The following is a 25,491-nucleotide window of genomic DNA, read 5'->3' as shown; positions in this document are numbered from 1 at the left end:
CAGGCAAGCGGCATGCGCGTTTGCCGCGCTGTTCATCGCGCTCTTCATCGCAACATGTAGCCCCCCGGCAGCCGCTGCACCCGGCCTTCGATTTCCAGCCGGGCCAGCTCGGCGGCCAGCGCCGGCACGGGCATGCCGGTGGACGCCTGCAAGGTATCCAGGGTGTTGATGCCATCGCGCATGGCGGTCAGCACGGGCGAGACAGGCCGGGACTGTTGCGCGTTTTTTGCCCCGTCCTGTGCCCTGCCCTGTGCCGGATCGCTCTCCGCCTCGCAGCCGTCCACCAGGGCGGTAAATTCATCGAAATGCGCCAGTATGTCGTCCAGGGTTTCCAGCCAGTGGGCGCCGTCGCGCAGCAAGCGGTGGCAGCCACGGCTGAGGGGATTGCGCAGGGAACCGGGCATGGCGAACACGGCGCGGCCCTGTTCAGCCGCCAGCCGGGCGGTAATCAGGGAGCCCGAGCGCAGGGCAGCTTCCACCACAATCGTCCCCAGGGACAGGCCGCTGATAATGCGATTGCGTAGCGGAAAATGCTCCTTGCACGGCGCGGTGCCGGGCGGGTATTCCGTGACCAGTGCGCCGCCGGCGTTGACGATGCGCTCTGCCAGGGCCTTGTTACGCGGCGGGTAGAGCCGGTCCGGGCCGCTGGCCATAACGGCGAGGGTGGTGGCCTGGATGGTGGCTTGAGTGCTGGCATGAGTGGCGTTTTTTGCGGCACTGAGCGCGCCTTCGTGGGCGGCGGCGTCGATACCCAGTGCCAGGCCACTGGTAATCACGAAGCCTTTGCATGCCAATGCGTGGGAAAACGCCCGCGCCTGGTCCAGCCCTTCCGGGGAGGCGCTGCGCGCGCCGACAATCGCCAGCTGGGGCGCCTGCAGCAGTGCCACATCGCCGCGCACGTAAAGCATGCCCGGGGCGTCGGATAGCGTTTCAAGCAAGGGCGGGTAGGCGGGGTCGCCCAGCGCGATCAGTTGCCAGCCATGGGCCGGCAGCCAGGCTGCCCAGCGGGCGACATCCGCCGGCGCGGGCAGGGGCCGCTGGCGCAATCCGGGCGGCAGGGCACGCTGCAATCGTGGCGGATCGGCGGCCAGTTGCTCCACGGATTGCTTGCTGTCACGCAACAGGCGGCCGAGTGCCGGGGCGGCGGTACCGAAATACAGGGATAAAACGAGACGCGCCTGCAGCGACTGCAGGCCGGGGCGGTGTCCGTCCATGGCGATTACCTTCCTTGGTCATTGCCGTTGATCTGGCGTAAACGCCGGCAACGTATCCTTACGTTGCCGGGGAGCGCTACAGCACTTGTTACAGCACTGAGGGATTCTTGACGACGTCATCCATAAAGATCGGGCCGGTGGATTCGATGATCAGGCCGTAGGAGACCTTCTCGAAGACCCGGAACAGGATCATGGTGCCGGACTTGCTGTCTGGCAGGCGGATCATTTCATTGCGGTCCTGATCGCGAACGCGCTCGCCGCGCTGGAACACATCCAGCACATTACCTTCTTTCAGGCCTTCGCGGGCGCCGCGGTTGATCACGACAACATCATTGCGGGCCACGCTGTTCAGACGGCCGAAGAAGCGAATGATGTTGGCGCCGACTTCGGTTTCCGGTGCGGAGGGATAGAAGGTGGACTGCAGCCGACGCTCGGGGCTGGGCAGTACGCGGTCCTGGGCGCGCAGCTCTTCTCTGGAGCTCTGCACGCGCAGGGTCAGCATTTCGCCGTCGTGGGCGGAGACGCGGCCGCTGCCGATATGCAGGGCCTCATAGCCCAGCACTTCGTTGCTTTCCGGGTCCACATAGCGCTCGCCGATGCGGTAGAAGCCGTAATCCTGGATCAGGTTTTCCCACTGGGTGGCCACATCGCGGGCGTAAATGGTATCGCCCTGGCCGTAGATCACACGCCGGTCGGCACCGCCGACGACATAGGGGGAGGCCGCCACTTCGTCGCGGCTGAGCACCAGCCCCTCACGCAGGAAGGTCTGGATGTTGCCCAGCGGAATAGCCGGAATGGCAGTGGCCAGGGGCAGCACGCGGGCCTGGGGCGAGAGGCGCACCACGCCGTCGTCGTCCGGGGCGATGCGCACCGCGCGCTCGACATGGATCTGCGGGCGGCCATCGACCATACGCAGGCGAATCACGTCACCGGGATAAATAAGATGCGGATTATCGATTTCTTCGTTACCGTGCCACAGCTCTGGCCACTGCCACGGGTTGCTCAGAAAGGTGCTGGAGATGTCCCACAGGGTATCCCCGGGCTTCACGTAATAGACCTCGGGGTGGCCGTTCCTGAGTTCCACCTGGGCACTGACTGATCCACACACGGCAAGCAAGACGCCAGCGGACAGAACGCGCAGCAGCGATTTCATCATTGCCTGATTCCTTTTATCATTATCGGACTACTCGCACGCGGATGCAGATGCTGAGGTCGTCCCCCACAGGTTGGCCTGTTGTTTGTAAGACGGCTAGTACGAATTTCAACCGATATTAGCAACCTGATCATAGATTTAGCAACCGTAATTCGAGTAATACTGCAAGAGTTGGATGCACACTATGGCTGTACTGGACATTCTGGAATTTCCTGATCCCCGATTACGCACGGTAGCAAAACCGGTGGCGGTCGTGGATGACGGGCTTCGCAAACTGATCGACGACATGATCGAAACCATGTACGCCGCCTCCGGTATCGGCCTCGCTGCGTCCCAGGTCAACGTACATCAGCGCCTGCTGGTGCTTGATGTGTCGGAAGAGCACAACCAGCCCATGGTGTTCGTCAATCCGGAGATCACGCCGCTGACCGACCAGACCCAGCCCTATGACGAAGGCTGCCTGTCGGTGCCCGGCTTCTATGAAACCGTGGAGCGCCCGGAGCGCATCCGCGTCAAGGCCCAGGACCGGGACGGCAAGCCGTTCGAGATGGAATGCGAGGGCCTGCTGGCCATCTGCCTGCAACACGAGATGGACCACCTCAACGGCAAGCTGTTCGTTGACCATATCTCGCGCCTGAAGCGGGACCGCATCAAGAAGAAGATGGAAAAGCTCCACCGGCAGCAGGCCTGATGCGGATTATTTTTGCAGGGACCCCTGATTTTGCCGCCACCAGCCTGGCCGCCTTGCTGGCCTCCAGCCATGACGTGGTCGCCGTGCTGACCCAGCCCGACCGTCCCGCCGGCCGGGGCCGCAAGCTGGTGGCCAGCGACGTGAAAGCCCTGGCCGAAGCCCATGCGCTGCCGGTGCTCCAGCCTGAACGATTGAAAGACCCCGCCATCCACGATCAGCTGCGCGCCTTCGAGGCCGATGTGATGGTGGTGGTGGCCTATGGCCTGATCATTCCCGCTGCGGTGCTGGACCTGCCCCGTTATGGCTGCATCAATGTACATGGCTCGCTGCTGCCACGCTGGCGCGGTGCGGCGCCGGTGCACCGCGCCATTGCCGCCGGAGACGCAGAAAGCGGCGTCACCATCATGCAGATGGATGTCGGCCTGGATACCGGGCCCATGCTGCACAAGGTCGCCACGCCGATTACCGCCGAGGATACTGGCGGCAGCCTGTACCAGCGCATTGCCACCCTGGGCGCCGAGGCGCTGGTGACGGTGCTGGATGACCTGCCCGCGTATCTGGCCCGGGCGACAGTGCAGCCTGAGGCTGGCGTCACCTATGCCCACAAGCTGACCAAAGATGAAGGCCAGCTGGACTGGTCGCGCCCGGCAGCGGCGCTGCATGATCAGGTGCGCGCCTTCAATCCCTGGCCCGTGGCCTGGAGCCGTATGGACGAGCAGGTGATCCGCGTGTGGGCCAGCGCGCCATTGAGTTCGCCGTTAAAAGACTCTTCGAAACACTCTCCCGGCACCGTCATCGCCGTCAGCCCGGCGGGCATTGATGTCGCCTGCGGCGAAGGCGCCTTGCGCCTGACCACCCTCCAGCTACCGGGCAAGAAAGCCCTGCCGGTCGCCGACCTGTTACGCGGCCGGCCCGACCTGTTCCAACCGGGGCAGCATTTTGACAAGGCCAATCCTTCATGACAGCAGATCCGCGGTGGCAAGCCGTGAAAGCACTCCGGGAAATCCTTCCGGCCAACGGCCAGGGCCACAGCTTGCGTGAAGCCCTGAAGATGCATCGCCAGCCCCTGGAGGGCAGCGCGCGCGGACTCATGGCCGACCTGTGTTTCGGCGTTTGCCGGCATCGCGCCTTGCTGGAGCACTGGCTCAACCAGCAATTGCAGAAGCCGCTCAAGGCCAGCGCCCTGGATGTGCGGCTGGCCTTGCTGTGCGGCATCTATGAACGCTGGTTTACCGACCGCCCGGCCCATGCGGTGGTCAATGCCTACCCGGATTTGTGCCGCACCCTGAAAGCCCCCTGGGCCGCCGGCCTGACCAATGCCGTGTTGCGCAAGGCCGGCAATGTGGACCCGGTGGCCTATGCCGCCGACCTGCCAGTGGAGCTGGCCTGCTCGCTACCGCGCTGGCTCTGGCAGCAGTGGCAAGCCGACTGGCCCGAACAGGCCGAGGCCATCGCTCGCGCCAGCATCACCGAAGCGCCCATGACGCTGCGTGCCAATCGCCGCTACGGCGATCGCGACGGTATGATCACGGCGCTGGCGGCCCAGGACATCAGCGCGCAGCCCGGCACCCGGGCGCCGTTTGCCCTGTATCTGGATCAGGCCGTGTCCGTGGAGCAGTTGCCGGGTTTCCGGGATGGCGTGCTGTCGGTGCAGGACGAAGCCGCCCAGTTGCCCGCAGAGCTGATCGAGGCGCCGGAGCAGGGGCGCATTCTGGATGCCTGCGCCGCGCCCGGCGGCAAGACCGGCCAGTTGGCGGAGCGTTTTCCGCTGGCCACACTGGTGGCGCTGGACCAGGACACCCGCCGTCTGGCGCGGGTCCGGGAGACGCTCAAACGTCTCGGCGCCGAAGCGACCGTGGTCGCGGGCGATGCCGCTGCACCAGACAGCTGGTGGGATGGCGAGCAATTCGATGCCATTCTGCTGGACGCGCCCTGTTCCGCCACCGGCATCCTGCGCCGCCAGCCAGATGTGAAGTGGCATCGCCGCGCCGACGACATCCCGGCACTGGTTGGTTTACAGGCCCGGATGCTGGATGCATTATGGCCGCTGATCAGCCCCGGGGGCATGCTGGTCTACGCCACCTGTTCGACCCTGAAGGCCGAGAACGCGGATCAGGTCAGCGCGTTTCTGGCCCGCCAGGCCGATGCACGGGACGACACACCAGACATACTCGGGCCAGACACACTCGAGCAAGCCACGCTCGGAGATCTGCCGGTCAACGCCGGCGCTCAGTTACTGCCACAGGAAGGCCGGCATGATGGCTTTTATGTTGCCCGTTTGCGCAAGACTGCCATTGCCTGACACAGGCGGCTGCGCATGAAGATCATTATTCTCGGTGCCGGGCAGGTCGGCGGCACGCTGGCGGAAAATCTGGCCGGCGAACGCAACGACATCACCATCATCGACACCGATGCCGCGCGCCTGCGCGAGTTGAGCGACCGCATTGATATCCGCACCGTAGCCGGGCGCGGTTCTTACCCCAGCGTCCTGCGCCAGGCCGGTGCCGAAGATGCCGACATGCTGATTGCCGTCACCAACAGTGACGAGGTCAACATGATTGCCTGCCAGGTGGCCTATTCCCTGTTCCGCACGCCCACCAAGATTGCCCGCATCCGTGCCGCCAGTTACGTACACAAGGAAAAGCTGTTTCGTAACGACGCGATTCCCATTGATGTGATCATCAGCCCGGAACAGGTGGTGACGGACTATATTCGCCGCCTGATCGATCTGCCCGGCGCGCTGCAAGTGGTGAACTTTGCCGGCGGGCGGGTGCAGCTGGTGGCGGTGCGCGCTTATTACGGCGGGCCATTGGTGGGCCACGAGCTGCGCGAACTGCGCAAGCATATGCCCAATGTGGATACCCGCGTGGCGGCCATCTTCCGCGAGAACCGACCGATCCTGCCGGAAGGCGATACCGTGATCGAGGCCGACGACGAGGTGTTCTTCGTCGCCGCGCGCAATGACATTCGCGCGGTGATGAGCGAACTGCGGCGGCTGGAGCATAGCTACAAGCGCATCGTTATCGCTGGCGGAGGCAATATCGGCTACCGCTTGGCGCGGGGCATGGAACACCGCTACAACGTCAAGCTGATCGAACGCTTCCCGGAACGCTGCGCCTGGTTGTCGGAAAACCTGCAACGCTCGGTGGTGCTGCAAGGGCAGGCCACAGACCGCGATCAGTTGCTGAAAGCGAATATCGAAAACACCGATGTGTTCTGTGCGCTGACCAATGATGACGAAGCCAACATCATGTCCTCGCTGCTGGCCAAGCGCCTGGGCGCCCGCAAAGTGATGACCCTGATCAGCAATCCCGCCTACGTGGATCTGGTGCAGGGCCATGACATCGACATCGCCATTTCGCCCCAGCAGGCCACCATCGGCAACCTGTTGACCCATGTGCGCCGCGGCGATGTGGTCAGCGTGCATTCCCTGCGCCGGGGTGCCGCCGAAGCCATCGAGGCGATTGCCCATGGCGATGCGCGCAGCTCGAAAGTGGTAGGGCGCATGATCGAGGATATCGATCTGCCGGAGGGCACCACCATCGGCGCCATCGTGCGCGGTGAGAAAGTGCTGATCGCCCACGACGATATCGTGATCGAGCCCAATGACCATGTGATTCTGTTCCTGATGGATCGCCGCCGCATCATTGATGTGGAAAAACTGTTCCAGGTTGGCTTCACTTTCTTCTGACAAGCTTCTGACGAGCGGGCATTCCATGCATTTTGCACTGATCACCAAAATTCTCGGCATCCTGCTGATGGTGTTCAGCTTTTCCATGGTGCCGCCGGTCGTCGTGGCCTGGTATTTTCAGGACGGCAGCGAGCTGGCGTTTCTCGGCAGCTTCGGCATTATTTTTGTCCTCGGGCTGGCCCTGTGGCTGCCGGTCTGGCGGCAAAAAGCCGAGCTGCAAACCCGTGACGGCTTTCTGGTGGTCACCCTGTTCTGGGCCGTGCTGGGCAGCATCGGCGCCTTGCCCCTGCTATTGAGCCCGGCGCTGGATCTCAGCGTGACGGATGCGGTGTTTGAAGCAATATCCGGGCTGACCACCACGGGCGCCACCGTGCTCACCGGCATCGAAGACCTGCCTAACGCCCTGCGTTACTACCGCCAGCAACTGCAATGGTTTGGCGGCATGGGCATCATCGTACTGGCCATCGCCATTCTGCCCATGCTCGGCGTCGGCGGCATGCAGTTGTTCAAAGCGGAAATTCCCGGCCCCATGAAGGAGGCCAAGCTCACGCCTCGCATTGCCGAAACGGCCAAGGCCCTGTGGATCATCTATGTGGCCTTCACCATCGCCTGCGCCGCGCTGTATCGCTGGGCGGGCATGAGCTGGTTCGACGCCATCGGCCACAGCTTCAGCACCGTGTCCACCGGCGGCTTCGGCATGTACGACGACAGCATGGCGTATTTCGACAGCGGCCTGATCGACATGATTGCCTGCCTGTTCATCTTTCTCGGCGCGGTCAGTTTTGCACTGCACTTTGCGGTATGGCGCGGCAAAAGCCTAGCCGCCTATATCATGGACCCGGAGTTCCGTTTTTTTGCCGGCCTGATCTGCTTGTATGTGATCGTCATCGCCGGCGGCTTGTGGGTCCATAATGTCTTTCAGGGCGATGCCCTGACCACACTGCGGCACTCCCTGTTTCAGGCGCTGTCATTCAGCACCGGGACCGGCCTGACCAGCACCACGGCCTCCGCCTGGCCCAGCTATATTCCCTACCTGCTGGTACTGACCAGCTTCCTCGGCGGCTGCGCCGGCTCCACCGGCGGCGGCATGAAAATCATCCGCTCCGCGCTGGTGTTCCACCACAGCCTGCGCGAACTGCGCCGCCTGATTTACCCCACCGGCGTCTTCGCCGTTCGCTTCGGCCGCCGCGCCGCCGACGACCGCGTCTTGCAGGCCGTGTGGGGATTTGTCGGCGTCTACATCACCCTCGCCGTCATCATCACCATGCTGTTCATGATGACCGGCCTGGATGCCGGCACCGCACTCTCCGCCACCACCGCTTCCCTCAACAACCTCGGCGTCGGCATCGACGGCGTATCCAGCGGCTTCAGCGAAATAAGCACCTTCGCCAAATGGCTGATGTGCTTTGCCATGCTGCTGGGCCGCCTGGAAGTCTTTACCATGCTGGTGCTGTTTATGCCGTTGTTCTGGCGGCAATAAAACGAGGCATTCAGAAGTAATGCTCTGGCTGTACATACTTCATATTTCTTATTCGAAGGCCAAAAAAATAGAGGAAAGTCGACGCGTTTTGTCGCAACATCGGCCGACAGCGTCAAGCATTTGTCAGGCCGCCCATATAAAGAAGAAAAAGCACTAACGCCAATCCTGGCCCTACAATCCACCAGTATACTGCTACCCTGCCTTTCTTTTTGAAATCTGGATAAGCGATGCATACTCCACCAAGCACTGTGGCAGGCAGACAAATCTGGAACTCAGATGAGGCCGCAGAACCTGCCGCCACCATCCAGAAGAAAATAATGAGAATAATTCTTCCAGTGGCTTCAGCTTTTCCCAAAACATGATAATCACTCATTCCTACACGACCATTGAGCACCAAAATAAGAACTGGCAACAGAACCCACAAATAACGCAGACCATAAAGCCAGATGCAAAGACACTATTAATGCAATGAAAGGCAGCAACATAAAGGCAACCCCAATAACAACAAGTATCCCAGCAAAGAATTTGGCCAAGCCATAAGCATAGCCACAACTGCTGATATCCTTAAAGAGATTTACTGCTGTAATTAGTTCACTTAACAAGCCGCCAAACTTTTTCAGCAAGGGGTTTCTACCAAATTCATCCAAAATGCTAAGCAGCCATGATATAATATCCGTTCCTCCTGGCGTTGATAATTCACCTCCATTCTCACCACTCCCAATAAGATAAGCCCCCGCACCTGTCTCCGGGTTAAGCACAATATACCCTGTGGATTCTTTACCAAAGAAATTTACGGGTTTCTCATGTGCCGTCACTTCCATCCCCGCCAACACAGAATTGCGAATATCAGTTTGGGCCTTGCCAGGAAGTTGACTCGCAGCCAGTGCTTCGTTCAAGTTGTCTCGGGTAATGGTCCAGATGCGCTGCCCTTCCACCACCGCAAGTTGAATCGCTTTAACAGCACTGATCCCATGCGCTGGCGCCTCTTCCGTAGAAAACATTTCCTCAGGCACCAGATGCTCCATCGCCGACATCTGTGAACCCATAGCCCGATTGAAGGCCACCCATTGATCGTGATCGTTATTTTCATGCACTCGGTAGCTCTGGTAACGGTCAACATCCATGGTCAGGCCGTTGATTCTCACATTTCGTGGAAGACCAAACCAGTACAAGGGTGCCAGACTGGTCTTGAACAAGCCATAACTCGGCGCACGGTAGTCAATGATGCCAGCCTGCCTTGCAGCAATTTCATTCTGGATATTATTTACCGCAAAGTAGCTCAGAATGGTGCTGTAAAGGACATTGCCCGCAAGGTGCTTCTTGGTCAGACCGGTATACTCCTCGGCCTCTAGCCGCAGCCGGGTCGTTTCCAGCTCCGCTTGCACTGCAGCGGCTTGCTGCGCGCTGATACCTTGCAGATCCAGCGCGACAGCCCGATACTCGCCCGCCACAGGCTGATTTCGAGACATCTGCCAACCTCGGCCAGGTTGCCAATAGCCCTTTTCTGTTATCAGTTCCGTGCCCATAGTCGTATTGCCACTGGCCGTGGCCACGGTTTCACCACCGATGCTGAATTCTCCCGTCAGCCGGACCAGGTAGCCCGGTAGAGTTCTTGGAATATCCTGCGGATCAATCTCCCCGTTTTCATCCGCTTCAGGCAGGAAGCTGGCAAGGGTCTGCTCATCCGCTTCCGTGGCAGGTCGGAAAGACAACGCCAGCGGCTGTCCCACCAAGGAGACCGTCGGCTCGGCAACCCTCAACAAGGTGCTGCCAGGCTGACCATACAGGCTTGTGCTAAGCTGATAGGAGAATTTCCAGCGCAGATTATCCGGCAGTTCGGCGGTCACCAATTGGCGGGTGACCAATTCATAAGGGAGAGAAGCTGCCAGGGTTTCCCGGATAACCGTCTTGATATCCCGCATACCCAGTACATCACCAACACTGGCATCCTCATGCTGGTCATCAAGATACTGTTCCAGCTCCTGACGGTAGTCTTCCAGAGCTTGTTCTACTTCCGCCTGAGGCACGCCCTGTACCCAACCTTGCTGCTCGTTAATAGTGCTTTGCTGCTCGATAATATGTACCAGACCTTCCGCATCAAAAGGCACCGCATCGTCCAGCCCAATGCCTTCGCTATACTCGTACTGCTTGAAACTCGCATCCATCGGCACCCAGGTGTCACCCGCCACATGCGAGGCGCCACGGCTGGGGTGGTAATCTATCCAGGCTTCCACCCAGACATGCTCCAGCTTGAAATGGGAAATATTGCCCCCCGTGGCCAGAGCCACATTGGGGATGCCACCTTGGCCCATCAGATTGCCGGCGGCCTCTGGCACGTTGACACCACCGACCCAGTTCATTACCTGATCAGCGGGAATCTGTACCGTACCGAACGCGTAACGGGCCGGGATATTGGAGGCGCGCAGCAGGGAAATTAGCAAAGAGGCGGTATCGAATGCATTCCCTTTGCCGTTTTGCAGGGTGTAGTCCGAGCCCTGGATGGAGCCGTAGCTGGGGATGAATTCGATGTTGTTACGCACCCACTGATAAATGGCCGCCGGCTCATGGTTCAACTCCTCCGCCAGTGCGATGATGGCGGGCGTAATCTGGGCATCCAGCGTTTCGTCCAGGTCCGCTTGCGTTGGGCCGCCAGGCTGGCCGAGCATGCCGGGGAGGATGACATGGGTGGCTAGCTGCTCGCCTTGCTCAAACAAGGGCAGCCCGGTGCGCGCGCTGAGTTCGGCGGCGGAAAGCGCCGGCTCCGGTGTGAGGCTCGGGTCGGGGGTGCCCCAGGGCAGGTTATTGGGGTCAAACGGGTCACGCGGTTTTTCCTGGGTGAAGCCTTCCATCTGCTGACGCAGCGCATCGGATGCGGAAGACTGCTCTGTTAACGAACGGGCACTGCGCAGCGCTTCCAGACGATGTTGCATGCCATCAAATGCCGCGCTGAAATCGGCCGCTGCCTGGTCGTGTCGGGCCAGGATTTCTTCTGGCAGGCCTTTACCCAGTATATGCTGGCGTGTGGCATTCAGTTCCCGTTCCGCCTTCCCGCGCAGATCACCGGCACGCTCCGCCAGGCGCTGGAGTTCATCGGTCCTCTCCAGTGCCAGCCGACTCAGACCAAACAAGCCAAGTGCGCGTTCCATCAGGCCAGACTCATCGCTGAGGCGCGCCTGTATGATCTCCGCTTTTCCCCTGGCTTCCTGCTGGATATGCAGAAGCACCTGATCCAGATCCCGGTTCTTTGCTTCCCATATTTGCTGTGCCTGCTCTGTGCGCAGGCGGTCAATCTCAATGGCTACCGCCCACGAAGGCCAGATCATCGCATTGAGAAACAGCAACAAGGTCGCGGAAATGGTGATGCGCATCGGGCGCCCGGCGCGGCGCAGGCGCGTCATCACGGGTGGGGGATTATCGTTCAACCCGCCGGGCTGTGTTACGGAAATTGCTGCCTTGTCTTGCGTCATGTCACGCATCGTGTCGTCCCTGTTATGAAGCCTGTTCCCCATGCCCTGCCCGGAATGGGCAGGGGTTCCCTTGTCGTCTGTCATTGTCAGCGGTTGTGCTGCCAGATCAGCCAGCCGACGCGCTCGCGTATTGCAGGGGCATCCGGATGCGAGGCACGCGCCAGCTCCGAGGTCGCCATCAGCGCCGCACGAGTGCCCAGGCGGTTTGCGCCCAGGTGCCATTTCGCCTTGGCATCCAGCATCCAGACAGAGGCGGCCTTCAGGTGCAGGTCATAAGGCCGGCTGGCTATCATTGCGGCGAGGTCATGAATTATCTGGTGGATATCTTCGCTTTCCTGGCCCCCAAGCAGCGTCAGCGTCGCGGTTCTTTCCAATACACCCATGCCGTCCTGCGCACTGCCCCATACTTCCGCGCTGCCATCGACGTAATGCGGTCGCAGCCAGGCCTGCAGCGTCAGCAAGTCGCCTTCATCCATATGCAGTTGCCACTGTGCCAGTGCATCGTTGATATCCGCCTCAGGCATGGCGGACTCGATAACGCCACCCGCAGGCAACACTATCTGGGCAGACAGAGGTGTGGCATTACCTTTATTGTCGATGGTCAACTGTACGGGCACAGCTTCGGCTTCATGGCGCAAACGCGCTTCGTCGGGCAGGGTGTGCGCCAGGCTGTTTTTGAACAACACAGCAAACGGCGATGTATCTGTGCCAGCTTCTGTTGCTTCTGCAAGCAGATCAAATGCGGCATAGACCGCCCGGCCTTTTCCGTAGTCGTGGTAAGAAATCGCCGGGTAATCACCGTTCAGATCGTTATTGAAACCAAACAGCCCGAAGAACAATGGATGCCGGTCAACGCGACGCGGTGCGACAAACATACCAGCGGGCTCTGCCTGGTAGGGCGGCAGTACCGGCACGATGCGATCCAGCCCGAAATCCACCAGCGCATGATCCGGATAAAGCGGTGAAGGCGTCAGGCTGATGCCGTCACTGGTGCCGTAACCCCGGAAGTGATCCCTGCCAAAGAGGTGCCAGTCGAGTAAGTCGGCGCCTCCCCAGCGCAGAGGATGATGACGCAGATAGCTTAGCCCCAGCACTTCGAACAGCGGTTTTTCATCCGGCAATGCGCCGGTAGCATAAACCAGCCCATCGCCACGGAAGACGGCTTCACGCAGTGCCTTGGCGGTCCAGTGATCCAACCGCACTCGCTGCGAGAGCAGCAGGTATTGCTGGTACTGGCCACTGCGAAAGGCGTGGACAAAGTCTGCATAGTTGTCCACCACCGTGGCATCCTGGTCGGCCAGTGCCTGCTGCAGCCATGCGCGTTGCTGCGTCATATCCGGCCTTTCCACCAGCGGCCCGCCATGCGGCCCGGTACGCTGCAACCAGGGGTACGGCCAGTGGGTGCCGGCTACCGGCAGTGCCCGTTCCTCAATTTCCACATCTACGACTGTGAAGTCGCCCAGGGTATCGCCCACAACAGGCGGGTTGCCGCATTCAAACTGCACATAGCCAGTGCGCAGGCTGCCCTGGAAGATGTACAGCAACGGGTATTCCACAACAAAGTTGAATTTTTCGCTGTCCATCTGGGCACCAGTCAGCGTGAGGCGTATCTGCTCACGGTCCAGATGACTGATGGCGATATCCACTTTGTGCCCGCTGTTGTTATTGACGTCGCCATTGAATGTGCCGGGCCTTGCATGCTCCATGTCGTGCAGGAACAGGATATGGCTCAGCGCCTTGGCGTAAATATTGGCGCTATTGGACTGGGTGGACGGGAAATCGCCTTCCAGTGTTACCGAGCGGGTTGCCGCGCAGGTGTCCTGTATTTTATCCACCAGCACCAGGGTGCGTGCCGTGCGCGGTTGCGTGAGCGCAATATCAAATGCCACTGGCGGTTCTTCTACGCGGAAAATGTCACTCGCCAGTACCACGAACGCATCGTTGATTTCGGCTTCAAGCACACAAGCATGGCTGCCGATAGACAGCGTCGCGGTGGATAACGGCTGCTCGAAATCATGCTGTGCATTTTGTGGAAGTGACAAGTTATCCGACCAGACGCCAGAAACCGACTCGGCGTCAATGTCCACCAGCTGCCAGCGCAGCGGCAGGTGCGTGATGCTGTCGTGGCCGGTGTTGGTCAGGGAGAAGGCGCAGCGCTGTGGCTCGCCGCGGAACAATACCGGCGTGGCGGCACTGACGTCGGCGCGCAGTGAAACGGCCAGATTGTTTTCCACCATGAAACTGGTGCTGTCGGAGGCCAGCACAGCGCCGGTATCGGACAACAGTTGACCGGTGATGTCATACAGGCCCGGCTGAACGGCATCCAGCGCGACATCTTGTGGCAATGTGATGGTCTGACCCGCGTACAACATGTACAGCGGTATCTCCATAGTATAGACCGGCACGCTCTGGGCGCTGTGTATTGTCACCTGGTAGACCGCATCCTGCACCAACGTGGTCACCGACAGATTGCGCACCAGATTTTCCAGCCTCACCACATCCGTGGTGTGATACACAGCGCGATCAGTACCCACACGCACATGGGTGATCAGGCCACCGCTGCCATCGCCTTCGCCGATACGGAAAACGGCTGTCGCAGTGTCCAGCAACTGATCGTCGCGGTCGTACAGCTCGGCGACAGCGTGGTAATGACCCGCCAGCACCGCACCGGTATGCCAGGACGCACTGATATCCAGCGACGTGCCGCCAGCAAGCTCGATATCGTCGCGCTCGTGCACCAGAGCAACGATATTGCCTGCGTTGTCTTCGATGCGCAGTGTCGCCCGGTATTCGCCGGCCAACGCACCCGTGTTAGTCACCCGTGCCAGTAGTGGCATGTCGTGGAACGGCGGGTACAGCGTGTCATCCAGATGCAGCGTGATATGACCACGGCGTGCATCCACATCCACTTTCGCGCTGTTATTGTTGTAGTTGCATTCAGAGACTCCGCCATCGATCACCGCTACGGCATGCAAACTGCCATGGCTCAGTGTCGCGGTGTCCACGTCCGCCAGCGTCAGCACTACATGTTCACCAGACACCAGCCCGTCTTCATACAGCAGCGTGCCAATCAGCGTGCCACCCTCCGCCGGGTCGCCGTCATGGAACTGGATTTCAATGCTTTCCGAGATATTCGCCGAACCTGCATTACCCAGTGTTAGGGAGACGGTGGCGGGTGATCCACTACCCTGGTCCGTGAGCACCATCGCGCCCAGGGTCAGATCCGGTACGCGAGTTTCCAATGCAATTTTGCCGGCTATGCCCTCGATATATTCCTCGAAATTGCTGACGGTGATGACAAAGCCACGTTCGCCACCGGGCGGTTGCGGGAACACGATCTGATTCAGCAGGTTCAGGTTGATGCCAGAACCAATGCCGATGGCATTCAGCACATCGATGCCCGCGTTCTGTGCCGCTTGTGAGGCGTTCACCGCAGCCGACAGCGAAGACTGCCCGTCCGTGGATACATCGATCACCTGCAGTGCGGCGGCAGGCTCCGCGTTGCTCAGCAGTCCTGTGGCCTGATTGATGCAAGCGTGAATGGAAGTGCCACCACCACGCCGTCGGATACTGCGAATGGCATCACCAATGTCCGCGACATTATCCTCTTCGATGATGACCGGCTCGATCTCTACAAAGGAGTTGCTGTTAAACTGCAACAGCGACATGCGCACACTGCCGTCACGCGGCACGATATCGGGGTTTTCGATCGCACGGGCCGTGCCCTCCAGTTGCAGCCCGAACTGCGCCACGCTGACGCTGCCCGAGCCATCCAGACACAACCCGAGATCAAGATACGGTTTCTGGGTGCCTCCACACAAACCCGCCGTGCTCTGCAGATTATTGGCGCGGGACAGCTCCACCAACGCCTGCTCCGCATCCAGCAGCACACTGACTGGCGCATCCCGGAAGGATTGCCGGCCCGCCACCGGCACACTGAAGCTGTGACGGCCATCAACCTCAATAATGACGCGCACCCGATGCTCACCGAGCAAGGTATCCACCGCCGGATCAAACATGCCGTCACGGTCAAGGTCTTCAAAGGCAATCACGGTAAAGGGTGTGCTGACCGCTGCATTGCCACGATTCACCACGGTGACACCGATAGCCCCTTCCAGCTCGAACGTGCGCGCATCGGAATGCATTGCGGCAACATCCAGTTGCTGCACCGCGATGTCCGGCAGCAATGCATCAAGCCCCGGCAGACGCAGGCGCACATCACCCAGCGCCAGACGATCACCGGAATAGGCCACCAGCGCGAACTCACTGCTCTGGTAACCCGGTGCGCTGACGCTGACTGCATGCTCGCCAGCGGCCAGCCCGGTCAGCGCAAAGAAGCCATCGATATCCGTCAGCGCTTCACGCAGGACCTGGGACGGTTGATGCCGCGCCCGCACCAGCGCGCCGACAATCACTTCGCCAGTGCGCACATTGATCACTCGGCCGCTGGCGCTGGCGTCGCTGGCCTGGGCCACAGGCATGAGATCCACCTGACCAATGTCGCCCAGAAAACCGGCCTGGATGGTCAGTGCGCCCGTGAGAGGTTCGTATTCATCCGCGCTGATCAGCAGGCTCGCCGGCCCGGGCACCAACGCCTCGAACAGGAACCCTCCATCTTCATCCGTCTGTGTCTGATAAGCCGTGCTGCCATTGCCGTAGTCCAGGCTGACCAGAGCGCCCTGCAGGCCGCGCCCGGAGACCGCGTCCACCACAACGCCACGCAGGCCGCCCAGCACTGGCCCGCCCGGCTCTTCGTCCAACCCGAGCAGGGCCGGGGAGAAGGCGATCCGCACACCCGCCGGTGCGTCGGCGGTGGCCGTGGCCGACTGAAACCCATCGGCCTCTATCACAATGCTCAGTGCGCCCGGCGAAAGATCCGTCAGTGCATAGTGGCCGGCCGCGTCAGTCTGCGTGCTCCACTGATGCGCATCCTGTGTAACGGTGACTGCGGCACCAACCACCGCCGCACCCGTGGCCTGCGCGCTCACCGTGCCGGAGAGGACCACCTTCTCCTCAATGGCTTCAGGGAGCGACGGGGAGAACAGCAGCGTCTGTCCGGCAAGCAGCGTGGCCGTGCCTGTGACGCTGCGATAGCCAGGCGCCGAAACCACCAGACTGAGTGCCCCCGGTTCCACACCGGTCAGCAGATAGGAGCCATCGCTGGCAGAGAGGGCGCCGGGGCCGATACCGGCGATACTGATGGTAGCCCCGGCAACCGGCTCACCGGTACGCTGGTTGGTGATATGCCCACGCACCGTGCCCGTGGTGACAGGCTCGCCAGTATCCGGGTCCGTGCCCAGCGCGGCGAGCAACACATTGCCCAGATCGCGCTTGTCACCCTGTTGCAGCAAGGTGCTCAGCAACAACGCGCCATACCCCTCGCGTGCAATACGGATCTGATACAGACCCGGCGCCAAGTCATTGAACTGGAAACGGCCGTCGGCATCGGTGCCCACGTTGACACTGGCGGCACCAGACAGGGTGATCTCCACATCGGGCAACCCCTGACCGGACGACTCGTCCAGTATCCGCCCGAACAACCGGGTTTCATCAGCGTTTGGCAGCGCGCTGAGTGCAAACACTCGCAACGCCAGCGCGGTAAGGTAGGCATCCTGGCCCATATCACCCGCTGGCGACTGGCGCGCACGCAGCGCCGCGACCGAGGCCAACAGCGGTGTGCGATCCAGCATGTCATCCAACAGTGCGATCAACGCCAGGCTGCTGCGTTCATCATCGCCCCAGAGATCATCCGTATCGCGGCTGGCGAGCAGATAATCCCGTGCCGAGGCCAGCGCCGCGTCTACCGCGAAATGACGCCGGTATTGCCAGAGTGCGTGCATGGCAAGGGCCGTGGTCTGCACCTGTGACAGATTCTCGCCCGGCCCCCAGCCCCCATCGGCCTGTTGCCGTGACAGCAGAAATTGCAACGTACTGCCGGCGCGCTCATCGACAATGCCGTGCGCAGCCAGCGCCTGCAGGGCGAAGGCACTGGAGAGCACATCACTGTCGTAACCCGGGAAGGGCGCGAAACCGGCAAATCGGCGATGGCGCTGCAACAATGCCTGAAGCGTCGCGTTCTGGGCGCCGCCCAGCGCTCGGCTGGCCAGCAGCCGTCGGGCCAGATTTTCCGTGCTGGCATCCGCGTCGGCCTGGTTCAGATAGTCCAGCGCCTCGACCAACACTGACTGCGGCACCTGGCCAACCAGCGCCAGCACGGCCTCTGACGTGGCCTGTAGTGGTGTCGCCCGGGTGCCATCGGTGGTAATCCGCCCGTCACTCGCCTGCTGCGCGGCAAGCCAGCCAGCGCCAGGTTCGCTGGCCCAGCCACCAGAAGGAAAGAAAGAAAAAAGACACAGGAATAAAAACAAAACAGGCCAGACAGAATGTCTGGCAAACGGCTGATCCATGCCGATATCCCCCAGAGATAAAAGTCCCCGATTGGACTCCCTTTGGGGGAAAGATTATGTGCGTCCGTGAAATTGTCAATAATGGCAAAATGCCAGTGTTCATGTTTGTCTGGCATCCCGCTATGCGTTTTCTAACGGGAGCCGGATCTATGGACGAACATCATCGCTCTCGCAAACGAAAGCCGCCATCGCTGATCCACTTATTCGTACTTCCGTCTCATCAGGCGGCACATATCTCGCCCCTGACGCCGCGCATATTTCCCCGTAGACATCCGCCGCCAGATCTTCAGGCTCAAGACGGACAATGGTGTAGGAACCATCATCATTCTCTCTGAGCGTTTGGGTGATGATGGCTTCGCCGCCACTGGGGCGTTCGATGGACACTGTTTGCTCGACTGTATCGCCTGCGTGTAGCAACCCTGCACAGATAAGACCGGGTAACAGAACCCACGCGCGAGCCTTTGGAGTATATGCCGCCATAACGGAATCCTTGCCGTAGAGGTGGAAAAGCAAGCGTAGCAGCCTTTCCGGGCAGGGCAAAAAAAAGCCGGCATAAGCCGGCTTTGACGGAGGGCACCAAAAGGACATCCCTCAATGTCCTGCGGTGCCGAGTACTACAGGCGGAGAGCCTGCCAGTTGTAGTGCTGTGTTCCTTAAACAGAAAATCAGGAAGCAGAAATATTGTTGACGCGACGCCCTTCGCGGAAGAGCTGATCCAGCTCGCCCTGGTAGTAGGCTTCGACGCGCGGGTTCATGACTTTTTTCCACAGCGGCGGCACCAGTGCCAGAACAAACATGGCCGCGTAGCCACCCGGCAATTGCGGACTTTCTTCATAGTGACGCAGTACCTGATACCGACGCTTGGCGTAGGCGTGGTGATCGCTGTGACGCTGCAGGTGGAACAGGAACATGTTGGTCAGCAGGTAGTTGCTGTTCCAGCTGTGGGCTGGAGTGACGCGCTCAAAGCGGCCGTTTTCCAGTTCGCGGCGGTGCAGGCCGTAATGTTCGATGTAGTTGATCACTTCCAGTGTGGCGGAGGCGAAGAAGCTCTGGCCGACGAAGAACAGCAGGCCCATCCAGCCGAACACGGCAAAGAAGGTCAGGGCGAACAGGCCGGAGATGCTGTACCACCAGATCAGCTCGTTATAGACGCTCAGGGGGGATTTGCCCTTGCGCTTCAGGCGCTCGGCTTCCAGGCGCCAGGCGTTGGTGAAGTTGTGCAGGAATGCCTTGGGCAGGAAGTCGTAAACGCTTTGGTTGTAGCGTGACGAGCTGGCGTCGTTCGGGGTGGACACATGCACATGGTGGCCACGCACATGCTCCACCTTGAAGCCGGCATAGGTTACGGAGGCCAGGAACAGGCCGCCCGCCCAGTTCTCGATTTTCGGGTCTTTATGAATCAGTTCGTGGCCGATGTTGATGGCGATGATGCCCCCCATCACGCCCACGGACATGAGCCAGCCCAACTGCGCAAACAGGGACAGCTCGGCATTGACGAAGGCCCAACCGGCGTAGGCCATGACGCCCAGGTGCAGCGGCAGGCACATCAGGGTCAGCACGCGGTAGTAGATTTCGCTGCTCATGGCCGGCACCTGGACTTCCTCGTCCGGGTTGGCGGGGTCCTTGCCGACGATGTAGTCCAGGATCGGCACCAGGCCGAAGGTAAAGAGAATCGGGAAGAAGGCCCAGAAATTGGCGTTCGGTGAGTTCACCAGCAGCCAGGAACAGGCCACGCCCACAGCCGGCACAACCACTACCAGCAGATAACCAAAACGCTTGAAGAGGATCATCAGATCCGAACTCATACGCTCAAACATAATCAGTCTCCCGGCAGGGCCCATCCCTGCCATCACTCACTGTCGAACTCGAGACTAACCATGAAGAATTGAGTTGTCAAACAATTCATGTAATGCGAAAGTAACGGGATACGGCTATACTGCGCACACCTTGAGGAGGACCCATGCCGTTGAAAGCCACCAGCCTGAGTGAACAGATCGCAGAACATCTGGGTGACCGCATTATCCGTGGTGAGCTGGCGCCTGGCGCGAAGCTGCCGGAGAGTGAGCTGGCCAAACAGCTGAATGTAAGCACTAACTCACTCCGAGAGGCTTTCAGGGTGCTGGAAGGGCGCCACCTGATCGAAATTCAGCCACGGCGTGGCGCGCGCGTCTGTGACGTCAATGAAGAACAGGTGCGGGAGTTGTATGACTTCCTGTTTCTGCTGTTGTCGCAGCTCGCAGCCCGCGCCGCCGAGACGTGGCAAGCCGGCGAGGTGGAGGATCTGGCCAAACTGGTGCCGCAGCTGGAGGAGCGTCATGAGAATGGCGATCTGGCGGGCGCCCACCAGCTGGTGTTCCAGTGGTTGCCGGATATGCTGCGCTTTGCGCGCAATACCTACATGGCACGCACCATCAGCGACATGATTCCGTTGTTGCAGCGTTATTCCTTTATCGCGCTGACGGAAGAGACCACCGAGTTTGATGTATCGATCACCATCTTCCAGCGACTGTTGGGCAATGTGCTGATGCGCAAGGCGGACGACGCGGCGGCGGCGATTCAGGAGTATGGGGATAATCAGTGCCGGATTGTGTTGCGGGCGATTGCGAAGCGGTCTGCGGCGGCGTGAAATTTGGGGGGTGTCGGCGGGGTTGGGTTGGTGCGCTTCGCTGCGCTCAGCACACCCTACGTTCTACGAAGCTCCCGTAGGGTGTGCTGAGCATGGCGAAGCGCACCATCTCCCCAATATCACACCACAGCCAAATTACCCACGCCCCAACAAATCGCGGGCAATAATTTCCTTCATCACTTCACTGGTACCGCCATAGATCCGCTGGATGCGGGCATCCACGTAATCGCGGGAAATCGGGTATTCCTGCATATAGCCGTACCCCCCGAACAACTGCAGACACTGATCGGCCACCACGCCTTGCAGCTCAGTGGTGGTGAGCTTGGCAATGGAAGCATTGACGGCGGTCAGTTCGCCGCGGTCCAGTTGATCCGCGCACTGAGCCACAAAGGCCTTGTTCACGGCCACCTGGGCTTGCAGGTCCGCCAGCGTGAAGCGGGTGTTCTGGAACTGGGCGATGGATTTGCCGAACGCCTTGCGCTCCTGCACATATTCCACGGTACGCGCGATCATGCCTTCGCAGGCGCCGATGGCACCCACAGCCAGGATCAGGCGTTCCCGGGGCAGCTCGTTCATCAGATTGGCAAAGCCCTTGCCTTCGCCACCCAGGATCTGGTCGGCGCCCACCTTGACGTTTTCAAAGAACAGCTCGGAGGTATCCGCGCAATGGTGGCCCATCTTTTCCAGGTTACGGCCACGGGCGAAGCCCGGCAGGGACGTGTCCACGGTGAACAGGGTCATGCCTTTGGCGCCGGCGTTCGGGTCGGTCTTGGTCGCCAGCACGATGACGTTGCTGTGCTGGCCATTGGTGATAAAGGTCTTCTGGCCGTTGATGACGAACTGATCGCCGTCGCGCTCAGCGCGGGTCTTCATGCCCTGCAGGTCAGAACCGGCGCCGGGTTCGGTCATGCCGATGGCGCCGATGGCCTCACCGCTCACCATCTTCGGCAACCAGGTCTGTTTCTGCTCTTCGGTGCCCAGATTGAGGATGTAGGGCGCCACGATGTCGGAGTGCACGGAGATGTTCGAGGCCAGGCCGCCAAAGCCCATGCGCGAGGCTTCCTCGACAATGATGGCAGACAGGCGGAACGAGGCGCCGTAGCCGCCGTAGGCCTCCGGCACATCAACGCACAGGAAGCCGTTCTCGCCCAGCCCGGTCCAGACTTCACGGGGCAGGATCTCTTCCTTTTCCCATTTGGCGTAGTGCGGCAGGATCTCTTTTTCCAGATATTTGCGGAAAGTGTCCCGAAAAAGGTCGATTTCGCTCTGATCAAGCATGGTTGGCAGCCCTGAAAGAAGAATGACGGGTGCCGATTGTAGGGAAAAGCGCGCCGCTGGGCGAATTTTCGGACGCACCAGGGGCGGGCGCGCTTATGGCGCGTGATGACAAGGGCGCAGCCGGCATACCGCGCGGGGCGGGGGGCCGTTCCGTCCGCCAGCTGACGCCAGCGGACAAAGCAGCGTGTCAGAGCTGCGGGATTTCCGGCTCCAGGGTCATGCGGGCATTGAGAGTATTGGCGATAAAGCAACGATCATGCGCCTCCTCGTGGAGCGCCTTGAGGGTGGGCTCGTCCGGGCAGGCATCATCGTCAAATACGACGCGCGGCCGCAGGGTGATATCGGTGATCGCCATGCGGCCTTTCTCGTTCTTGCCAAGCACGGCGGTGGCACGGTCCAGGTAGCTGACCACGCGGAACTGCTTCTTTGCCGCCAGCGCGAGGAAGGTCAGCATGTGGCAGCTGGCCAGGGAGGCAATCACGGCCTCTTCCGGGTTCACCCGGCTGGCAGTGCCGTGGTAATGCGGTGAAGAGGATGCAGGCACCACTTCGCCACCGGGGAAGGTCCATTCATGATCCTGGTTGTAATGCTGGGCCGAGAATTCTGCGCGCGGTGCCAGATGCCAGGTCACGGTAGCACCGTGCTGGGCGGCCTGGGGTTGTGCGGTCTTCGGTTCTGACATAGTGGCTCTCCTGCCTGCCATGAGCGTGAGCTTTTATCATCGCCTTATGGGCGCAGATGCTCAAGCACACTACGACTATGGTTTGATCTGCATCAGTCTGTTTCTGCGTCTGTCAGGGCCTGTTCCGCCGTAGCCTCATCCGGACGCTGGGGCTGATGTCTGAGGCAATGCTCTATTTCCCGCAGCACGGCGCCGCTGTAGAGCAGGGCGCAGTGGCCGTGGTAGGGCACATGAATATTGGTGGCGTTGCCCCCCAGCACCGCCGTGCTGCTCGGCAATACAAAATCATCGAAGTTGGAATAGATCGAATAATAGGTCGCGCCGCCCGGTGTCGGGTCCAGCGCATTGAGCTCCTCGATGAACTGGCTGCGATAGCGCATCTGCCCGGCGGCGCCGAACGCGGGGAACAGATTGGCAATACGGGAGCCGGCATGGGGTGAGCCCAGCGTCACCACCTTGTCCAGCTTGTCCGCCAGCCCCAGGTGGTGCACGGCATAGCGGGTCAGAGGACCACCCATGCTGTGACACACCAGATGCGCCTTGCGCGCGCCGGTCACCTGCAACACTTTCTCCACATGGTCGCGCACCTGCGCTGCCAGCTTGCGCGCATCAATGGTGGGCGGCGTGTAGCTGACCGCGTAAACGTTGCGCCAGCCGCGCCGCTTGAGCCGCCATTGCAGCCACAGAAAGTTGGCGCTGTCGCCACCATAACCGTGTACCAGAATCACCGGCGTGGTGCCCGGCGCCCGATCTTTTACCGGCGAGGCATCGTGTAGCAAGCGCAGCGGGTAGCTGAGCACCAGAATCGTCATGGCGGCCCATTCCGCCAGCATGCCGATAAACCCGGGCAGCTTGCGCACTGGCGTCTCGCCAGGCACCACCGCCAACTCGGGAGAGATGCGGCGCTCGTAATACCAGATGGCGTAGAACGCCAGTGTCTGCAGGCCGGTGACCGTGAACAGCAAGGTCAACAGCAGCACAATCAGTTCCATCATCCGTAGTATTCCCCGCGATCAGCCGAAGTCGTGGGCGCGGAGCCAGGCATCACACCGGTCCGCCGCCTGCGCCAGCTTGTCGGGCTGGCCGAAGTAATAGTGGTTGGCCCCGGCGACTTCATGCAACTGTTTGTTGTCATGGCCGATGGCCGCGAACAGCCGTTGGGTGTGCGACGGCGTGCAGGCATCATCAGCGCCGTTGCCGATCACCAGCACCGGCACACTCAACCGTGCCGCGCAGGTCAGCCCGTTGGCGTTGCTCAGGTCATAGCTCCACTGGCTCAACCAGCCGCGCAATGTGTTGAAGCGCGCCAATGCCACCGGGCCGTTGTTGACCTGGCGGGGTTCGCCCAGATAGCACCAGTTCGGGCGTCGTTCGTTGGCGTCCTGTGTGGGGTCGAGCCAGCGCACATCGCACATGGTGCGGTGCGTGATGAAAGCAAATTCTTCCTGATGCAAACCGTCGGCGCGCAATGCGGCCAGCCGATCCTGCACCCAGTGGGTGATGCGGCGGTTGCGCGCAATCTGCGCAGCGCGGAAGCGCTGCACAAAGGCATCGTCGTAAGGCGGCTGGGCGGGGCAGTCCGGGCTGTAGATATCCAGTGCCGGATCGCGCTGTGACGGATCACGCTCATCCAGCACCGACGGGTCCAGCCATTCGGTCAAGGTACCTGCGCGGGAAATATGCGCCGCGAGCAGCATGACACCGTCTGCAGGAATCAGGCCGCGCGCCACCAGATCACAGGGATCGCCTGCTGGCGTGTGGGTGATGCGCGGGTCTTCGGCTTCGGCCTGATAGAACAGGCTCAGCGAGCCACCGCCGGACCAGCCCGCCAGCACCACTTTTTTATAGCCCAGGCGTTCGCGGGCATCGCGGATACATTCGCCCAGATCCGCCACCACCTTTTCCATGATCAGCGCACTGTCGACACCGCGATAGCGGCTGTTGCAATAAATCACGTGATGCCCGGCGCGGGCCATGGCCGAGACCATGGGCAGGTAAGCGCCGCCGCCAATGGGATGCATGAACACGATCACGGTGTCACTGGCACGCTCGGGCTTGAGCAGGTGTGCCTCCAGCGCCACATGATTCATCGGCCCGGCATAGGTGTCCTTGAAGTCGTTCTTTTCGGCAAAGCTGATCAGGTAAGGAATCCGTGTATAGCCGCTGCTCATGAGCCCGCCTTCATCTTGCTGAAATCGGCCTTGCTGGTGTCGATGCCGCGCATATCCAGCGCGTCAGCACCGCAGGCCGCCTCTTTGCGGGCGCGGGTTTTTTCGGTCCAGGCGCGCAGCACCTCGTGGGCCTGCGCGCGGTCGTGCGCGACGAATTCGTCATAGCTTTTATCACGAATGGTGATTTCCACCTGGATGCCGTTGGGGTCGTACATATAGATGGAGTGCAGCAACTCGTGATCAATGGGCCCGAAGCAGGGGCGACCGGCCTGGTTGATGCGCTTGCGCCAGGCTTTCAGTTCTTCGACCGTGTCCACTTCAAACGCCAGATGCAGATCGAAACCATGCTTCGGGCGGAACAGGCTTTCATCCACGTCGTCGGGGGCGTCAAAGAAGGCGATGAAGTTGCCGTCTTCCATCTGGAAGAACAGATGCATGTAATCCACGGGCCGACCGCTGCCGGGTTCCTTGTCGAAGACCATCGCCAATGTCAGCGGCAGGCCGAGAATGTCCTCGTAGAACCAGCGCGTCTGCTCGGCATCGCGGCAACGAAATGCCATGTGGTGAATGTGTTTGAGCGGACGCAGCCCGCCTGTCGCTGATCCATTCATATCCGTGCTCCGGTATAAGC

Annotated in this window: 17 protein-coding genes; 6 read left to right on the top strand and 11 right to left on the bottom strand. The window is 60.7% G+C overall.

Features of this window, described 5'->3' with window-relative positions; genetic code table 11:
• Window positions 1–44: 44 nt before the first annotated feature.
• Both dprA and K8B33_RS07950 read right to left on the bottom strand, forming a co-directional pair.
• The gene (gene dprA, locus K8B33_RS07955) at window positions 45–1,214 is read right to left on the bottom strand and encodes a DNA-processing protein DprA (RefSeq protein WP_223425380.1); all 1,170 of its coding nucleotides are present in this window, start codon (window positions 1,212–1,214) and stop codon (window positions 45–47) included.
• A gap of 88 nt (window positions 1,215–1,302) precedes the next feature.
• Window positions 1,303–2,370, bottom strand: coding sequence for a LysM peptidoglycan-binding domain-containing protein (locus K8B33_RS07950; RefSeq protein ID WP_223425377.1), 1,068 nt, complete (start codon window positions 2,368–2,370; stop codon window positions 1,303–1,305).
• A gap of 181 nt (window positions 2,371–2,551) precedes the next feature.
• On the opposite strand from K8B33_RS07950, the gene def reads away from it, so the two are divergent.
• The 5 genes from def to K8B33_RS07925 are packed head-to-tail and all read left to right on the top strand — an operon-like array spanning window position 2,552 to window position 8,229.
• Window positions 2,552–3,058 carry a peptide deformylase gene (def, locus tag K8B33_RS07945; protein ID WP_223425375.1) on the top strand — a complete coding sequence of 169 codons (507 nt, stop codon included), beginning with the start codon at window positions 2,552–2,554 and terminating at the stop codon, window positions 3,056–3,058.
• Window positions 3,058–4,020: a methionyl-tRNA formyltransferase gene (fmt, locus tag K8B33_RS07940; protein ID WP_223425373.1), complete on the top strand. Its 963-nt coding sequence runs from the start codon at window positions 3,058–3,060 to the stop codon at window positions 4,018–4,020. The genes def and fmt overlap by 1 nt, the downstream gene beginning before the upstream one ends.
• The gene (gene rsmB / locus K8B33_RS07935; RefSeq protein WP_223425370.1) at window positions 4,017–5,360 is read left to right on the top strand and encodes a 16S rRNA (cytosine(967)-C(5))-methyltransferase RsmB; all 1,344 of its coding nucleotides are present in this window, start codon (window positions 4,017–4,019) and stop codon (window positions 5,358–5,360) included. Before fmt ends, rsmB begins: the two co-directional genes overlap by 4 nt.
• 15 nt (window positions 5,361–5,375) lie before the next feature.
• Window positions 5,376–6,749: a Trk system potassium transporter TrkA gene (gene trkA / locus K8B33_RS07930; protein ID WP_223425368.1), complete on the top strand. Its 1,374-nt coding sequence runs from the start codon at window positions 5,376–5,378 to the stop codon at window positions 6,747–6,749.
• Window positions 6,750–6,774: 25 nt separating this feature from the next.
• The gene (locus tag K8B33_RS07925; RefSeq protein WP_223425366.1) at window positions 6,775–8,229 is read left to right on the top strand and encodes a TrkH family potassium uptake protein; all 1,455 of its coding nucleotides are present in this window, start codon (window positions 6,775–6,777) and stop codon (window positions 8,227–8,229) included.
• A gap of 112 nt (window positions 8,230–8,341) precedes the next feature.
• Here K8B33_RS07925 and K8B33_RS07920 read toward each other — a convergent pair whose 3' ends face one another.
• The 4 genes from K8B33_RS07920 to K8B33_RS07905 all read right to left on the bottom strand — a co-directional run bounded on the left by K8B33_RS07920 (window position 8,342) and on the right by K8B33_RS07905 (window position 19,920).
• A complete protein-coding gene (locus tag K8B33_RS07920) occupies window positions 8,342–8,602 on the bottom strand; it encodes a hypothetical protein (RefSeq protein ID WP_223425364.1) in 261 nt (86 codons plus the stop codon).
• Window positions 8,595–11,705: a transglutaminase-like domain-containing protein gene (locus K8B33_RS07915; RefSeq protein ID WP_223425362.1), complete on the bottom strand. Its 3,111-nt coding sequence runs from the start codon at window positions 11,703–11,705 to the stop codon at window positions 8,595–8,597. The genes K8B33_RS07920 and K8B33_RS07915 overlap by 8 nt, the downstream gene beginning before the upstream one ends.
• Window positions 11,706–11,782: 77 nt before the next feature.
• Complete coding sequence (locus K8B33_RS07910) at window positions 11,783–18,103, bottom strand: carboxypeptidase regulatory-like domain-containing protein (RefSeq protein ID WP_223425359.1); 6,321 nt, start codon at window positions 18,101–18,103, stop codon at window positions 11,783–11,785.
• Between the two features lie 665 nt (window positions 18,104–18,768).
• Window positions 18,769–19,920 (bottom strand): alkane 1-monooxygenase, encoded by a 1,152-nt coding sequence (locus K8B33_RS07905; protein WP_223425357.1) that lies wholly within the window; start codon window positions 19,918–19,920, stop codon window positions 18,769–18,771.
• A 143-nt stretch (window positions 19,921–20,063) separates the two neighbouring features.
• On the opposite strand from K8B33_RS07905, the gene K8B33_RS07900 reads away from it, so the two are divergent.
• Window positions 20,064–20,729 carry a GntR family transcriptional regulator gene (locus tag K8B33_RS07900; protein WP_223425355.1) on the top strand — a complete coding sequence of 222 codons (666 nt, stop codon included), beginning with the start codon at window positions 20,064–20,066 and terminating at the stop codon, window positions 20,727–20,729.
• A 135-nt stretch (window positions 20,730–20,864) separates the two neighbouring features.
• Here the strand turns inward: K8B33_RS07900 and K8B33_RS07895 are convergent, their stop codons facing one another.
• From K8B33_RS07895 to K8B33_RS07875, 5 genes are all read right to left on the bottom strand, one after another.
• The gene (locus tag K8B33_RS07895) at window positions 20,865–22,007 is read right to left on the bottom strand and encodes an acyl-CoA dehydrogenase family protein (RefSeq protein WP_223425353.1); all 1,143 of its coding nucleotides are present in this window, start codon (window positions 22,005–22,007) and stop codon (window positions 20,865–20,867) included.
• Window positions 22,008–22,194: 187 nt separating this feature from the next.
• The gene (locus K8B33_RS07890) at window positions 22,195–22,689 is read right to left on the bottom strand and encodes an OsmC family protein (RefSeq protein WP_223425351.1); all 495 of its coding nucleotides are present in this window, start codon (window positions 22,687–22,689) and stop codon (window positions 22,195–22,197) included.
• A 92-nt stretch (window positions 22,690–22,781) separates the two neighbouring features.
• Window positions 22,782–23,684 carry an esterase/lipase family protein gene (locus tag K8B33_RS07885; protein WP_223425349.1) on the bottom strand — a complete coding sequence of 301 codons (903 nt, stop codon included), beginning with the start codon at window positions 23,682–23,684 and terminating at the stop codon, window positions 22,782–22,784.
• 18 nt (window positions 23,685–23,702) lie between these two features.
• On the bottom strand, window positions 23,703–24,860 hold the full coding sequence (locus K8B33_RS07880; protein WP_223425347.1) for an alpha/beta hydrolase: 1,158 nt from the start codon (window positions 24,858–24,860) through the stop codon (window positions 23,703–23,705).
• The gene (locus tag K8B33_RS07875; protein WP_223425344.1) at window positions 24,857–25,471 is read right to left on the bottom strand and encodes a VOC family protein; all 615 of its coding nucleotides are present in this window, start codon (window positions 25,469–25,471) and stop codon (window positions 24,857–24,859) included. Before K8B33_RS07875 ends, K8B33_RS07880 begins: the two co-directional genes overlap by 4 nt.
• Between the last annotated feature and the right edge of the window lie 20 nt (window positions 25,472–25,491).

The organism is Alcanivorax limicola (genome assembly GCF_019931215.1).
GTDB classification, from domain to species: domain Bacteria; phylum Pseudomonadota; class Gammaproteobacteria; order Pseudomonadales; family Alcanivoracaceae; genus Isoalcanivorax; species Isoalcanivorax limicola.
Note: the sequence above shows the minus strand (reverse complement) of the source record. Positions and strands in the feature narration are given on the sequence as shown.